The organism is Burkholderia sp. AU45251, from assembly GCF_030482905.1.
GTDB lineage: Bacteria > Pseudomonadota > Gammaproteobacteria > Burkholderiales > Burkholderiaceae > Burkholderia > Burkholderia aenigmatica.
Window position 1 is genome coordinate 354,083 of the sequence record NZ_JAUJQH010000001.1, and the last position, 13,554, is coordinate 367,636.

A 13,554-nucleotide genomic window follows, 5' to 3' on the forward strand; every position below is an offset into this window, starting at 1 on the left:
TTGCGTTCAAGACCGCCCGCATGCCGATTCGGATAATCCGGCCCATGAACACGCGATCCACTTCCCAATGTCCATTCCATGCGGGCGCTTCGGCTTCGGCGCCCGTGCTTCACCCGCCCGGCGTATGGCCGCCGGGGCCGCGTGCCGGCCTGACGGGTTGGGGGCTGCTGCGCACGATGTCGCGCGACCTGCTCGGCACGCTGGCCGGCTGGCAGCGCGCATACGGTGACGTCGTGCACTTGCGCATGTGGCCCGAGCATGCGGTGGTCGTGACCGATCCCGCGCTCGTGCGCGAACTCATGGTGACGCATCACGATGCGCTCGGGCGCTGGGAGCGTGCCGTCCGGGTGTTTGCGGAGGTTCACGGCCATAGCGTGCTGATCGCCGAAGGCGACGCGTGGCGCGACAAGCGGCAGGCGTTGCAACCGAATTTCATGCCGAAGCCGGTGCAGGCGTTCGTGCCGTCGATCGCGGCGACGGCCGGACATGCGCTCGCGCAGTGGCCCGCGCGAGATCCGGACTGGCCGATCGAAAGCGCGCTGACGTCGCTGGCGATGGACGTGATCATGCGCACGATGTTCTCCGACGCGATCGGCGACGAGGCGCGTGCGGCCGAGGAAGCCGTGCGCGTGGTGAGCGCGGCGGCCAACGCCGATTTCTACTGGCCGGCAAGCACGCCGGACTGGATGCCGTGGAAGCGCGGCAAGGCGCGGGCGATGGCCGTGCTGAACGGGCTGATCGACCGGCAACTGCATGCGCGTCTCGATCTGCCGACGCACGCGTGGCCCGACGATCTGCTGTCGCGCCTGTTGCGGCTGCATCGGGACGACGCACGGCGATGGCCGCTGCAGGCCGTGCACGACGAATGCATGACGGCGTTCCTCGCGGGCCATGAGACGACGGCCGGGGCGTTGACCTGGTGGGCCTGGTGCATGGCAGCGCATCCGGCGGCGCAGGGCGCCGCGCGCGACGAGGTGGCGCGCGTGCTGGGCGGTCGCGCGCCATCCGCCGAGACGCGATCGTCGTTGCACTACCTGACGCATACGCTCGAGGAAACGCTACGCCTGTATCCGTCCGCGCCGATCCTGATCAGCCGCCGGGCATCGCGGCCGATCGTGCTGGGGCCGTGGCAGTTTCCCGCGCGGACGCTGTTCATGCTGCCGCTGCAACTCATGCAGCGCGATGCGCGATGGTTTGCTGAGCCCGACGCGTTTCGTCCCGAGCGGTTTGGGGACGACGCGCCGGCCGCGCCGCGCGGCTCCTACATGCCGTTCGGCACGGGGCCGCGCGTGTGTCTCGGGCAGCATCTGGCGATGACGGAAATGACGGTCGTCGCGGCGATGATCCTGCAGCGCTACGCATTGTCGGTGCCGCCCGGCATGATGCCGCCGCGGCCGGTGCTGAACGTGACGCTGCGGCCGGAGCGGCCGCTGCATCTCGCGATCGCGCCCGCTGCGGACGGCGGTATCGTGTGATGCGTGCGGCGCGGCCGGGCGAGCGGGGCGCCGATTCGACGGCGCATCGAATGCGACGCCATTCCCGGTGGATTGGCGCGTCGCTAACGATTGGCGTTCGCGCGATGCGGTGTCATCGAATCGTCGGAATGTGAATGCGAATCGGCCAATGCTTGCGGCGCCACTGGCGCGGCATCGCGCAGCACCTATGCTTGAAGGGCCCAGGCCGGGCGGAGCCCAAGGAGGATGGTCATGCGCATGCTTCTCAACATACGAATCCCTCACGAGCCGTTCAACACGCTGGTGCGCGACGGCAGCGTCGGCGACGTGATCGGGCGAATACTCGAAGCGGTCAAGCCGGAGGCCGTGTATTTCACCGAGCAGAGCGGCGGACGCGGGGCCGTCGTGATCGTCGACGTGAATGATCCGTCGCAGATCCCGGCGCTCGCGGAGCCGTGGTTCCTGATGTTGAATGCGGACTGCGAGTTTCGCGTGGTGATGTTGCCGGACGATCTCCGGAATGCCGGGCTCGCGCAACTCGGTGCGAAGTGGAAGTAGCGGGAAGCTGCACATGCCCCTGCGCCTGCTCGAGAACCGGGCAGGCGGCATGGCGCGGCGCTCGCGCGCCGACTAACGCGCAGGCTGCGGCGGTTCGACGTTCGCCGCTTGCCTGTCCTTCGGTCGCAATAGCAACAGCAGGCCGCTCAGTGCCGCCGCGGCGACGAACACGAAAAAGAACCGTTGGTTCCATTGATACTCGCTGGTGGACGCCGTGCCACCGTGATTCCCGGCCGTGGCGCCGATTTCCAGCAGGAACGTGAAGACGGCCGGCACCGGCGCGGAACCGAGGTAGGCCAGGAACGCGAATTGCAGCCGGCCACGGGTCAGGATCGACCAGATGTTCTTCCCCATCAGCCAGGCAACCAGCACCACGGGCGGTACGAGCACGATCGATGCCGCACTGATCGCACACAGAAACAGCCAGCCAAGTCCCATGATCGGAATGAGCGACATGAATCGGGATTCCTGTTTTCGGGCAATCTTGTTGTCGACGAAGCGTCCGCATCGGTGTCGCGGGATGAACACGGCATGTGGCGCTTGACGGAGTGTGCCCGATTCCGCGCCGGTTGCCATCCCATCAGCATCGACGCGGTCATCCGGCCGCGTCTTCCCCCAGCGCCTGGATGAACCGCGAAAACAGCTCGGGTTGCGACGAGATCCCGAGCTTTGCGTAAAGATGCCGCCGGTGCACCTTCACCGTTTCGGGTGAGATCGCGAGCCGCTCGGCGATCGCCTTCGACGAATTGCCGCGCAGCACCATTCGCGCGATCGACATCTCGCGATCGGTCAGCACGCCCGCGCCGAAGCGGGCAAGCGCCTGCTCGACCCGCGCGCCGAGGTCGGCGTCGGGCGCCGCGCGTGCCGCGTCGCCCACCAGCCGCCAGTGCTGCCGGATCGCCGCGAGCACCCACGGCATCGCGGCCGTCAGCTTGCCGAGCGGCTCGACGTCGAACCGCGCGCCCGCCCCGAGCGACAGCGACAGCAGCATGTCGGCATTCGGCCGCACGAGGATCTGGATCTCGTCGTCGCCGACCGCATCGCGGAAGTAGCTCAGGAAATATTCGCTCTGCCGGAACAGGTCGGGCGCGACTTCCTCGAGCCGGTAGCAGCCGTCGGCGAGCCCGTCGTGCGCGGCCTGCAGGAACGGATCGAGCAGATACACGCCGTTCAGGTAGAGCGGCACGGGCGATGCGGCATCGGTACCGCCCGTGTCGTATTCGTCGAGCACGAGCGGTACGCCGTCGGGGCCGATCGCGGTCGCGAGCGCGTTGTCGAACGGCACCATTTCATTGAGCAGCAGCACCAGGAACCGCCAGAAACGCGGCTGGCCGAGATGATCGATTGCGCGGCCGAGCGCCTGGTGCATCGCGATTTCGGAAAAGAGACGATCCATACCACCACCGGAAGGGCGTAACACGAAGGGGGAATAGCGGTCCTGAAATTGGCTTCCTAGACTGCCACGCAATCAATCGGGCCCGAGTATGGGCGTTCAAAAAAAAGTGGCAAAGGATTGGCCCAAGCACAGGAGAACGAAATGGCGATGATGTCGGAATCGACGGGCACGCTGCAAGCGGCGCCTGCAACGGAAGACGCGCCGCGCGCGCTGTCGCAGACGCTCAGCGTGCGCGATGCGGTGATGATCACCGTCTCGGGCGTGACGCCCGCGAGCTCGATCTTCGTGATCGCGCCATTCGCGATCCAGCAGGCCGGCAGCGGCGCCGTGCTGTCGTTCCTGCTCGGCGGCGTGCTCGCGCTGGCGTTCGCGCTCTGCTATGCGGAACTCAGCGCCGCGCATCGCAGCGCGGGCGGCGAGTACGTGATGGCCAAGCGCGTGTTCGGCACGCTGCCCGGCTACCTGACCTTCATCACGGTGCTGTCCGTCAGCGTGTTCATTCCGGCCGTGCTCGCGAGCGGCGCCGCGCCTTACCTGAACAACGCGCTCGGCACGCACTTCAGCAACCAGTCGGTCGCGCTGACGATCGTGCTGCTCAGCTACCTGCTCGGCATGCTGAACATCAAGACGAACGCGTGGATCACGGGCGCGTTCCTGGTGGTGGAGATCGGCGTGCTGATGCTGATCGCGGGCCTCGGCTTCGGTTCGCCGCATCGCGGCGCCGACGTGCTGGTCGCACCGGTCGTCGCGAGCGGCAACGCGCTCGTGCCGGCGACGCTGGCTGCGATCGTCCCGGCGATCGGCACCGCGATCTTCTGCTACAACGGCTTCGGCTCGGCCGCCTATCTCGCGGAAGACCTGCGCGGCGGCAACCGCAATGTCGCGAAGGCAGTGATCTATTCGCTGCTCGTGATCCTCGTCGTCGAACTGATTCCGCTCACCGCGATCGTGCTCGGCGCGCCGTCGCTGACGGAACTGACGAAGAGCGCCGACCCGATCGGCTATGTGGTGCGTTCGCTGAGCAATCCGGCCGTGTCGCGCGTGGTTAGCGGCGGGATTTTCCTGTCGGTATTCAACGCGATCATCGCGATCGTGATCACGATGGGCCGCCTGCTGTACAGCAGCGGCCGGCACGCGCTCTGGTCGCGCACCTGCAACCGCGCATTCTCGACGATCCACCCGCGCTTCGAATCGCCGTGGCTCGCCACCCTCGCGCTCGCGGTGCCGTCGGCCGGGCTCGTGTTCGTGTCGAGCCTCGACGCGCTGACCGCGTTCACGGTCGACCTGCTGCTGCTGATCTATCTGGTCGTCGGCCTGGCCGCGCTCGCGAGCCGGTTCGTACGCCGTGACGTCGAACACCATTACAAGATGCCGTTGTGGCCCGTGACGCCGCTCGTCGCGGTAGCCGGCGCCGCGTATACGCTCTACACGACGCTCGCAACGGCGACGAAACCGACCGACCTGATCATCATCGCGGGGTTGCTGATCGCCGCGCTCGTGATGTATGCAGTCTGGGCGCGCCACAGCGAAGCCTTCCGTACGCTCTGAGCGCCGGATCGAAAGCTTGCCGCACCGAAACACTGAAACACCGAACCATTGAAAGACTGGAGGAATTGCATCATGCGCACGAGGGATCTCGGCATCCGCATCGGACTGGGCACACCGGGCCGCTTCAACGCGATCACGGACGTTCCGGGCGTGCGGGTCGGACATTGCACGCTGAACGTCGAGAACGGCGACGCGTCGATCCGCACCGGCGTCACCGTCATCGAACCGCGCGCGGGCGCCGCGCACGATTCGCCGTGTTTCGCGGGCGTGCACGTGCTGAACGGCAATGGCGACGCGACGGGGCTCGAATGGATCCGCGAGGCCGGCTTGCTGACCACGCCGATCGCCTATACGAACACGCACAGCGTCGGTGCGGTGCGCGATGCGCTCGTCGCGAACGAGCGCGAAGCGGCGGCCGGCCGCGTGTACTGGTGCATGCCGGTCGTGATGGAAACCTACGACGGGCTGCTGAACGACATCTGGGGGCAGCACGTGAGCGCCGCGCACGTGCAGCGTGCGCTGGCCGCTGCACAGTCGGGGCCGGTTGCCGAAGGCGGCGTGGGTGGCGGCACGGGGATGATCTGCCACGAGTTCAAGGGGGGCATCGGCACCGCGTCGCGTGTGCTTTCGGCCGAGGCGGGCGGCTGGACCGTCGGCGCGCTCGTGCAGGCGAACTACGGTGTGCGCGAGATGCTGCGCGTGGCCGGCTACCCGGTCGGCGAAGTGCTGCGGCACGTGCCTTCGCCGTTCCGTGCGCCGGACGCGCAAGGCGAGGCCGGGATGGGCTCGATCGTCGTGACGATCGCGACCGACGCGCCGCTGCTGCCGCACCAGTGCACGCGCCTTGCGCAGCGTGCGAGCGTCGGGCTGGCGCGCGTCGGCGGCGGCACCGAGGATTCGAGCGGCGACATCTTCCTGGCATTCGCAACGGGCAACGATGGCCTGCCGGCGGCGAACTACGGCAGCAAAGGGGCACCGACGACCGGCGTGAAGATGGTCAACAACGACCATATTTCCGCGCTGTTCGTCGCGGCGGCGGAGGCGGTGGAGGAGGCGATCGTGAATGCGCTCGTGGCGGGCGGCGACGTCGAGTCGCGCGGTGCGCGGGTCGAGGGGCTGGGGCAGGCGCGCTTGCTGGATGCGTTGCGCGAGGTGGGTTGGCGGCCGGGGCGCGGCGCCTGAAACGGCATGCGCCGCTTCAATCGAAGCGGCGTGGGGGCGAGCGGCGATGCGGCGATCGGCCGGGCCGCCGCTCGCCCGCGCAAGCAGTGCGGGCGGTGCAGGCCTGGCCGTGACGACGCGGCGTCATGCTCAGCTGCCGAAGTAGACGTTGCAGAAGCTGACGGGGCCGACACAGGCGTTCGGGTCTTCCTGCTTCGATTGCGCACGATCGACGCGGCCGGCGGTTGCGACGGCTTCAGCGCGGTTCGCCTGTTGCTGTGCGACGTCTGCCGGTGCCGGCTGTGCATGAGCAACAGCAGCGGTGAGCGACAGGGCAACGAGGGCGAGGTGCAGCGGCTTCATTTTGGTTTCTCCTGGGTGAGTGCCAGTCTCGCTGGCAGTGAGGAAACTATAGGCTCGTACTGCTTAAAGATTAATCACCGCGGCTGTAGAGCTTATTTCCATCCGGAACAAGGATCACGTTGCGCACGCACCGATCGTCAATGGCGATGCCGGTTGAACGGCGCGTCCTTGTCCAGCAGTGCGCTGCGCATGAAGTGCAGGCAGCCGACGATCCGCTGCATGCGGTGCCGCTCGTCGGGCACCGAATACCACGCCTGCAGCGTGTGCTGCGCCGCGCGGATCGCGAGATTCACCGATTTCAGCGTGCGCGCATGATGACCGGGCGTCGGATCGTCGAAGAAGCGCGGCAGCTCGTGCAGCACAGCTTCGACGGAACCGGTCCAGCGCAGTGTCTGCGGCGGTTTCGATGCGGAGAACGCATTCAGTTCGTCGCGCAGGTCGATCACCGCGTGGCCGACCTCGAGCGTCGACAGCATCCAGCGCATCGCGTCGCGATGCTGTCGCGTGCGCCGCACGAGCAGCGTGCGCAGTTGCGCCATCAGGTCGTGCGTGCTCGACTGGAAGCGCTGCGCGAGGCCGTCCGTTGCCCCTTCGCATGCCAGCGTGACCTGGCGGCGCAGGTCGTGCGCGATGCGGCCGGTGAGCCACGGCATGTGGGTCGGGAACACGACAGCGAACACGAGCGAGCACGCGAGCATTGCGATGACGATCGCCAGGCCGTTGTTGATCAGCACCTCGGGCGTGTATGCAGTCACGTTGTCGGGCCCCGCGAGCAAGCAGAAAAACACCGCGAAGCCGATCCCGTAGCCGGACAGTCCCGGTCGCATCGCGAGAAACGCGCCGAGGCCGAGCACCGGCGCGAGCGCGGCGCACAGCAGCGGGAAGCCGTCGATGTTCGGATACACGTAGCACAGGAACACGTAGCCGACGGCGGTCGCGAATGCCGCGCCGACGCTCATCTGCGCGACGAACTTCGGTGCACGCGGTGACGTCGAGCTGAGTGCGCACGCGATCGCGGTGGCGATCACCGCGAGCGGGCCGCTCGGCCATTCGGACGCGAGCCAGAACGCGCTCATCGCGCCGACGGCGACGATCGTGCGCAGGAACGCGAACCCGACGAAGAACGAGTTGGTTTTCACCGCGTAATGCGTGACCGAGCGCTCGAACGCGTGATCGTCCTGGTCGAGCGACGCATAGGTGTCGGCGTAACCGAGATATTCGCCGATGAAGCGGTACAGCAGCTCGATCGCCGTATCGAAGTCGAGCAGGCCGCCGGCCGCATGCGCCTCGATGTCTCGGCGCGACGCGCGCGCAGCTTTCGGCAACGCGCTGTGGAAGCGGCGCAGCTCGAGCAGTGCGCCGGTGGCCGGCGCGATGCCGCGCTGCCGCTCGTCACGCAGCGCGGCGAAGCGCTGCGCGAGCGCATCGACGTGCGGCGCCAGCGCATCGAGCACCGCGTCCGAGCCATTGGCGCGCAACCGCTTGACGAGTTGGTGCAGCGCATGCAGCCGCGTGCACGCGTTCATGAACTCGCTGTTCAACCGCGCGAGGCGGCGGCTGCGCGCGCGAATGTGCGGATCCTCGAACGACGCGAACGCGCGGTTGGCCTCGAAGCCGACGATATCGTCGACGAAATCGGCGAAACGTCGCTCGAAATCGCCGCGTGCAACGTCGCCTGCGAGCGCGCCGGCCGTGAACGCCGCGAACGTCGCATGGCGGGTGCCCAGCGAGCGCATCAGCGCCTTCGCGGAGCTGAGCGGCAGGATCAGCGCGCTGACCGCGCCCGAGCACGCGATGCCGAGCGCGACTTCCGCGGCACGGGTGAGCGCGGACTGGAACAGCGTCTGCGGGGTCATCACGGACGGCAGGCCGATCAGCGCGGCCGTATAGCCAGCGAGCACGAAGCCGTACCAGCGGAAGTGGCGGTTGCGCACCGCGAGCGCGATGCAGGTGCCGATCCACAGCGTGATGCCGGCCATGTACAGCTCGGGCTGCTGCGCGAACAGCCCGCCGAGCGCGAGCGCGGCGACGAGGCCGGCCGCCGTGCCGAGCACGCGGTAGAAACTCTTGGCGAACACCATCCCCGACAGTGGCTGCATCAGCACGAACACGGTCGTCATCGCGGTGCGCGGCTGCGACATTTCCAGGCGCATCGCGATGCCCATCGCGAGGAGCGCCGCGAGTACGGTTTTCGCGAGGTGCAGCCAGATCAGCCCGTCGCTCGCGGCCCAGTCGCGCGCCGCGTCGCCGAGTGGATCGAGCCAGGTCCTCCATCGTGCCGGTTCGATGGACGGTCGCTCGATCGCAGGTGATGGCTTCATGACTGGGGTGGGGCTCGTACGGCGTCGGGCGGGGTGCCGCGGCTTGTCCGAACGGTCCGTTCGACTGGTGAGGCGCCGATTGTAGGAGTGCGGCGCCCGCGCATTAACGCAGCTGCGGGGAAACGATAGTTGCAGACGGAGTAACAATCTGTCGCATCCCGTGGAGGAAAATAGCGGCTCCGCTACAGGTTGCTCACAGGAATGGATACCCTACAAAACATGCGGGTGTTTTCGCGCGTCGTCGAAACGGGCAGTTTCACCGCCGCCGCGCAATCGCTGAATTCGACGACCGGCGCGATGTCGCGCGCGGTGTCGGAACTCGAAGCGCGCCTGCGCACCCGTCTGATGAATCGTTCGACGCGCCGTCTCGCGCTCACGTCGGCCGGCGAAAGCTATCTGCGGCGCTGCCGCCAGATCCTCGCCGACGTCGACCGCGCGGAAGAAGAGGCGAGCTGCGCGCACGAACGGCCGGCCGGCGTGCTGCGCATGCACAGCTTCGCGAGCGTTGGCCATCACTATGTGTTGCCCACGCTGACGCGCTATCACGCGCAGTTTCCGGACGTGTCGATCGAGCTGTCGCTGTCGCAGCGCATGCCCGACCTGTTCGACGGTACGAGCGACATGGCCGTCGTGACCGCGTCGTCGCTGCCCGATTCCGAACTCGTGTCGCACCTGCTCGGCTCGACCTTCAGCATCCTGTGTGCGTCGCCCGACTATGTGAAACGCCACGGCGCGCCGGTTCGTCCGCAGGATCTCGCCGCGCACGCGTGCCTGACGCTGTGCACGCCGGCGTTCCCGACGCACGAATGGGTGCTCGAAGGGCCCGAAGGCGTCGAGCAGATCCACGTCGCGGGGCCGGTGCAGACCAATACGGCCGAATCGCTCGCCCTCGCGATCCGCGACGGCATCGGGATCGGCATGCTGCCGCTGTACTCGGCGATCGATGCGCTGCGCGACGGCACGCTCGTCCGCGTGCTGCCCGCGCATATCCTGCAGAAGATGAACGTCTACGCGCTGTATCCGTCGCGTCGCTTCGTTGATGCGAAGGTGCGGACCTGGGTCGAGATGCTGCGTGCACAGGTGCCGGGAATGATTGCGCGCGACGTCGAGATGCTCAACGCGATCGATCGCGAACCGCAGGCCGCCTGAGCGGCGGACGCGCGCCGGCGTCCTGCCGGCTTTTTCTCTTCAAGCAAACCACACGAACGCGAATGCAACCTGCGCCGCGCCCGCGGCACATCGTTCACGCGGGCGCGGCGCATCGTCGTGCCGTTACAGCGCGGGCTTTGCCGCCGCGCCCGATTCCGTTGCCGCTTCGCCGGCCGGGCCGTACGCGGCATGCGCGGCCTTCTGTTCCGCGAGACGCTTTTCGTGGAGTCGTTCCTGCGCCGCCATGATGTCGTCCGGATAGTTGTTGGATTCGCCGCGCGCAGGGTTGTAGCCGACCGACTCGAGATCGATCAGCTCCTGCAGCACTTGCGCACGCGTGACGGGCGACTTGGCCGACTGGGCGAACGACAGGGCCGGTGCAGCGAGCAGGACGGCAGCGGCGGCGGTAACGACGAGCGATTTCACAAGGTTCTCCTGGGGACGGGGTGGGCGGCCGGTTCGACGCGCGATGCGTGACCCCGACCTTTGCTGGCAGTCTACGCAGCACCCGCGCGCGTAAAAACCCCGATTCCAGGCAGGCAGCCTTCCAGATGGAACAACATTGGCGCAAGCCGCCCGCGGCGAACGCGCCCGCGTGAGAACGCGGGTGCGTGGCCAACGGGCGACGTTGCCGCGCGCCGGTCAGAAGCGCGTGCGCATGCCGATCGTGCCGACGATCTGGTTCGCCGTGCTCGATGCGCCGCCCGAGCCGTTGATGAACGCCTGGTAGCCGCGGCCCGATGCGTGCTGATACATCGCTTCCGCGTACACGTCCGTGCGGCGCGACAGCTTGTAGACGGCCTGCAGGTCGACCTGATGCCACTTCGGATCGGTGCCGTGCTTGCTGTCGGGGTTCGACACGCTGGCGTCCGTGTACACGTAGGCCGCGCCGAGGCTGACGGCCGGCGTCACCGCATAGCGCACGTTCACGTCGTAGTTGTTGAACGCGACCTGGCCGGTCGAGCCGAACGAGCCCGTGTTGTCGTACTGCGAGCGCGTATAGACGAAGCCGACGGTGGCCGGGCCGAACCCGTAGCTGATGCCACCGCCGTACGAACGCATGCGGTCCGAGCCGATCGACCAGCCGCCCTGGTTCAGGCTCTTCGCTTCGGCCGCATCGGTCGCGCCGGGGCTCGCGCTCGTCGAGCCCTTCGTGCCGTTCATCTGCAGGTATGCGCCGGCCAGCTTCAGCGGGCCGTTCGTGTAGCTCGCCGCGACGCTGTATGCGCGGTTCGCGCCGAAGCTGGTCGCGTTCGAGAATGCGTACATCGCGCCGACCTTGAAGCCTGCGTAGGTCTCGCTCGTGTACTTGACCGCGTTGTTGATGCGCAGCGAGTGGTTCAGGTTGTCGTTGTCGAACGGATGCGCGAAGCTCGTGTCGCCGAAGTCGCCGGCCGTGGCCGACAGCGGCGCGACGAAGTCGACCATCGTGTCGTACTGGCGGCCGAGCGTCAGCGTGCCATAGCCACTCTGGCTCAAGCCGACGTACGCGTGGCGGCCGAACAGCTTGCCGTCCTGCCCGAGCCCGCCGTTGTTCACGTTGAAGCCGTTCTCGAGCACGAACAGCGCCTTCAGGCCGCCGCCGAGATCTTCGGTGCCGCGAAACCCGATGCGGCTGCCGTTGACGGTGCCGCTGTTCAGGCGCCACAGCGACGCACCGTTGGCGTTGTTGGTATAGACGATGCCGGCGTCGATCAGGCCGTACAGCGTCACGGAGCTCTGTGCGTGAGCGAGCGGGGCGAACAGCGCGGCGGTGCATGCGCCGGCGATGAGGGTTTTTTTCAAGTCAAGGCTCCTGCGTGTGGGACTGGGAACGAAAGTTCGGCGCAAGTATAGGAATGCCTCGCGCGTGCAAGGCCACCGGGGGCCGCGAGCGCACCTTTCCGGATCCGGCAAGAGTCCTTCACAAAACTGACACGACGCGCCGCACGCGCGAGACGACGGCCGTTCTTGCGTGATCGCACGCGGCTGGTATCCGTTCATCGCGGAGAGCCTGTCGCGTCGTTGCAACATGCGCGCGCGCGGGCACGGCGGTTGATCGGTGCGACCGGCGCGCGTCACGTATCCGGATTGAGGCGGACGAAGGACGACGAAGGGTGATGGCCTGCCTGTCTTTATGTATTCACCAAATGCATGAGTCGATTCGAAAAATACGTTTGTCTCATGATGGGCACCGGCCTACGATGCGGTCCTGACGACGGCGCGCGTGTTGCGCGCCGTCTTTTCGATCCCATTCGCCGACCCCATGCGCCTCGATCCCCCGTCCGCTCCCGCCTCTTCTTCGCCGGCCGCCAGCCCGTTCGCGCGGGTGGCCGTCGTCACGATCCTGACCGGCGTCGGCGCGGGCCTCGGCGGCATGCTGCTCGCGCTGCTGCTGCATGCGATCCAGCACGTTGCGTATGGCTACAGCGTCGCGCACGTGATCGGCACCGAGAGCTTCCTCACCGGCGTGACCGGTGCCGATCCGTTGCGCCGGCTCGTGGTGCTGACCGTCTGCGGGATCGTCGCCGGCGGCGGGTGGTGGGCGCTGTACCGGTATGGCCGGCCGCTCGTCAGCATCCGCCGCGCGGTGCGCGCGGCCGATCCGCGGATGCCGTTCGTCAGTACGACGGTTCACGCGCTGCTGCAGATCGTTACCGTCGCGCTCGGCTCGCCGCTCGGCCGCGAAGTCGCACCGCGCGAGATCGGTTCGCTGCTTGCCGGGCGGCTTGCGCATCGCGCGGGGCTCACGCCCGACGATTGCCGGCTGATGGTCGCGTGTGGGGCGGGCGCGGGCCTCGCGGCCGTCTATAACGTGCCGCTCGGCGGCGCGATCTTCGTGCTCGAAGTGCTGCTCGGCACGTTCGAACTGCGTGCGCTGGTCGTGGCGGTCGCGACGTCGGCGATCGCGGCGGCTGTCGCATGGATCGGCCTCGGCAACGAGCATCAGTACACGGTGCCGGCGTTCGTGCTGAGCACGCCGCTGGTGGCGTGGTCGATCGTCTGCGGGCCGCTGTTCGGCTTTGCCGCATACGGCTTCGTGCGGCTCACGACGCGAGCCCGGGCGAACGCGCCGAAAGACGGGCGGCTGCCCGTGCTCGCGCTGCTCAATTTCGCGGCGATCGGTATGCTCGCGATGCGGTTTCCGCAATTGCTCGGCAACGGCAAGGGCCCGGCGTCGCTGGGCTTCGACGGCACGCTGACGATCGGCCTTGCCGCGGCGCTGCTCGTGCTGAAGGTGCTGATCGAGGCCGGCAGCCTGCGGGCGGGCGCCGAAGGCGGCCTGCTGACGCCGGGCCTCGCGAACGGCGCGCTGCTCGGCGTCGTGCTGGGCGGGCTGTGGAGCCTCGTGTGGCCGGGGGCGTCGATCGGCGGATGCGCGCTGGTCGGCGCGACCGCGTTTCTCGCCGCATCGATGCAGATGCCGATCACGGCGGTCGTGCTGCTGGCCGAATTCACGCGCGCGGATCACGACAGCCTCGTGCCGATGCTGCTTGCCGTGGCCGGGTCGCTCGTCGCATACCGGTTCGCGCAGCGGTTGGCCGAGCGGCGGGTGGATTCGGTTGCAACCGTGAGCACACCTGCGACGGCCGTTCGCTAACGCACGCGCATCCGTCCTTGTCAC

12 protein-coding genes are annotated in these 13,554 nt (G+C 67.7%); 6 read left to right on the top strand and 6 right to left on the bottom strand.

The window, feature by feature from the left end; translation table 11 throughout:
- Positions 1-44: 44 nt before the first annotated feature.
- Together QZM67_RS01570 and QZM67_RS01575 are read left to right on the top strand one after the other, a co-directional pair.
- Positions 45-1,475 (top strand): cytochrome P450, encoded by a 1,431-nt coding sequence (locus tag QZM67_RS01570; RefSeq protein ID WP_301800376.1) that lies wholly within the window; start codon positions 45-47, stop codon positions 1,473-1,475.
- A gap of 231 nt (positions 1,476-1,706) precedes the next feature.
- Complete coding sequence (locus QZM67_RS01575) at positions 1,707-2,012, top strand: panthothenate synthetase (RefSeq protein WP_089453035.1); 306 nt, start codon at positions 1,707-1,709, stop codon at positions 2,010-2,012.
- 72 nt (positions 2,013-2,084) lie between these two features.
- Here QZM67_RS01575 and QZM67_RS01580 read toward each other — a convergent pair whose 3' ends face one another.
- Positions 2,085-2,588, bottom strand: a complete 504-nt coding sequence (locus QZM67_RS01580; protein ID WP_301800377.1) for a hypothetical protein — start codon at positions 2,586-2,588, stop codon at positions 2,085-2,087.
- A gap of 19 nt (positions 2,589-2,607) precedes the next feature.
- Positions 2,608-3,408, bottom strand: a complete 801-nt coding sequence (locus tag QZM67_RS01585; protein WP_175024727.1) for a helix-turn-helix transcriptional regulator — start codon at positions 3,406-3,408, stop codon at positions 2,608-2,610.
- A 141-nt stretch (positions 3,409-3,549) separates the two neighbouring features.
- Between QZM67_RS01585 and QZM67_RS01590 the strand changes: the two genes are divergently transcribed.
- Positions 3,550-4,956 (top strand): APC family permease, encoded by a 1,407-nt coding sequence (locus tag QZM67_RS01590; RefSeq protein WP_301800378.1) that lies wholly within the window; start codon positions 3,550-3,552, stop codon positions 4,954-4,956.
- Positions 4,957-5,028: 72 nt separating this feature from the next.
- On the top strand, positions 5,029-6,138 hold the full coding sequence (locus QZM67_RS01595; protein ID WP_301800379.1) for a P1 family peptidase: 1,110 nt from the start codon (positions 5,029-5,031) through the stop codon (positions 6,136-6,138).
- Between the two features lie 129 nt (positions 6,139-6,267).
- Here QZM67_RS01595 and QZM67_RS01600 read toward each other — a convergent pair whose 3' ends face one another.
- Positions 6,268-6,480 (bottom strand): hypothetical protein, encoded by a 213-nt coding sequence (locus QZM67_RS01600; protein WP_043183635.1) that lies wholly within the window; start codon positions 6,478-6,480, stop codon positions 6,268-6,270.
- Positions 6,481-6,617: 137 nt separating this feature from the next.
- The gene (locus tag QZM67_RS01605) at positions 6,618-8,801 is read right to left on the bottom strand and encodes an FUSC family protein (protein ID WP_175024729.1); all 2,184 of its coding nucleotides are present in this window, start codon (positions 8,799-8,801) and stop codon (positions 6,618-6,620) included.
- Positions 8,802-9,002: 201 nt separating this feature from the next.
- Here QZM67_RS01605 and QZM67_RS01610 point away from each other — a divergent pair, with 201 nt between their 5' ends.
- Positions 9,003-9,950 (top strand): LysR family transcriptional regulator, encoded by a 948-nt coding sequence (locus QZM67_RS01610; protein ID WP_043183638.1) that lies wholly within the window; start codon positions 9,003-9,005, stop codon positions 9,948-9,950.
- A 123-nt stretch (positions 9,951-10,073) separates the two neighbouring features.
- On the opposite strand, the gene QZM67_RS01615 is transcribed toward QZM67_RS01610, so the two are convergent.
- Complete coding sequence (locus tag QZM67_RS01615; RefSeq protein ID WP_301800380.1) at positions 10,074-10,376, bottom strand: DUF4148 domain-containing protein; 303 nt, start codon at positions 10,374-10,376, stop codon at positions 10,074-10,076.
- 216 nt (positions 10,377-10,592) lie between these two features.
- A complete protein-coding gene (locus tag QZM67_RS01620) occupies positions 10,593-11,735 on the bottom strand; it encodes a porin (RefSeq protein WP_043183640.1) in 1,143 nt (380 codons plus the stop codon).
- A 460-nt stretch (positions 11,736-12,195) separates the two neighbouring features.
- On the opposite strand from QZM67_RS01620, the gene QZM67_RS01625 reads away from it, so the two are divergent.
- The gene (locus QZM67_RS01625; RefSeq protein WP_301800381.1) at positions 12,196-13,530 is read left to right on the top strand and encodes a chloride channel protein; all 1,335 of its coding nucleotides are present in this window, start codon (positions 12,196-12,198) and stop codon (positions 13,528-13,530) included.
- The last annotated feature ends 24 nt before the right edge of the window (positions 13,531-13,554 follow it).

What these genes read in the sequence shown, in the direction of transcription:
- QZM67_RS01570 (WP_301800376.1), top strand. Translation starts at nt 45, where the DNA reads ATGAACACGCGATCCACTTCCCAATGTCCATTCCATGCGGGCGCTTCG.
- QZM67_RS01575 (WP_089453035.1), top strand. Translation starts at nt 1,707, where the DNA reads ATGCGCATGCTTCTCAACATACGAATCCCTCACGAGCCGTTCAACACG.
- QZM67_RS01580 (WP_301800377.1), bottom strand. Translation starts at nt 2,588, where the DNA reads ATGGCAACCGGCGCGGAATCGGGCACACTCCGTCAAGCGCCACATGCC.
- QZM67_RS01585 (WP_175024727.1), bottom strand. Translation starts at nt 3,408, where the DNA reads ATGGATCGTCTCTTTTCCGAAATCGCGATGCACCAGGCGCTCGGCCGC.
- QZM67_RS01590 (WP_301800378.1), top strand. Translation starts at nt 3,550, where the DNA reads ATGGCGATGATGTCGGAATCGACGGGCACGCTGCAAGCGGCGCCTGCA.
- QZM67_RS01595 (WP_301800379.1), top strand. Translation starts at nt 5,029, where the DNA reads ATGCGCACGAGGGATCTCGGCATCCGCATCGGACTGGGCACACCGGGC.
- QZM67_RS01600 (WP_043183635.1), bottom strand. Translation starts at nt 6,480, where the DNA reads ATGAAGCCGCTGCACCTCGCCCTCGTTGCCCTGTCGCTCACCGCTGCT.
- QZM67_RS01605 (WP_175024729.1), bottom strand. Translation starts at nt 8,801, where the DNA reads ATGAAGCCATCACCTGCGATCGAGCGACCGTCCATCGAACCGGCACGA.
- QZM67_RS01610 (WP_043183638.1), top strand. Translation starts at nt 9,003, where the DNA reads ATGGATACCCTACAAAACATGCGGGTGTTTTCGCGCGTCGTCGAAACG.
- QZM67_RS01625 (WP_301800381.1), top strand. Translation starts at nt 12,196, where the DNA reads ATGCGCCTCGATCCCCCGTCCGCTCCCGCCTCTTCTTCGCCGGCCGCC.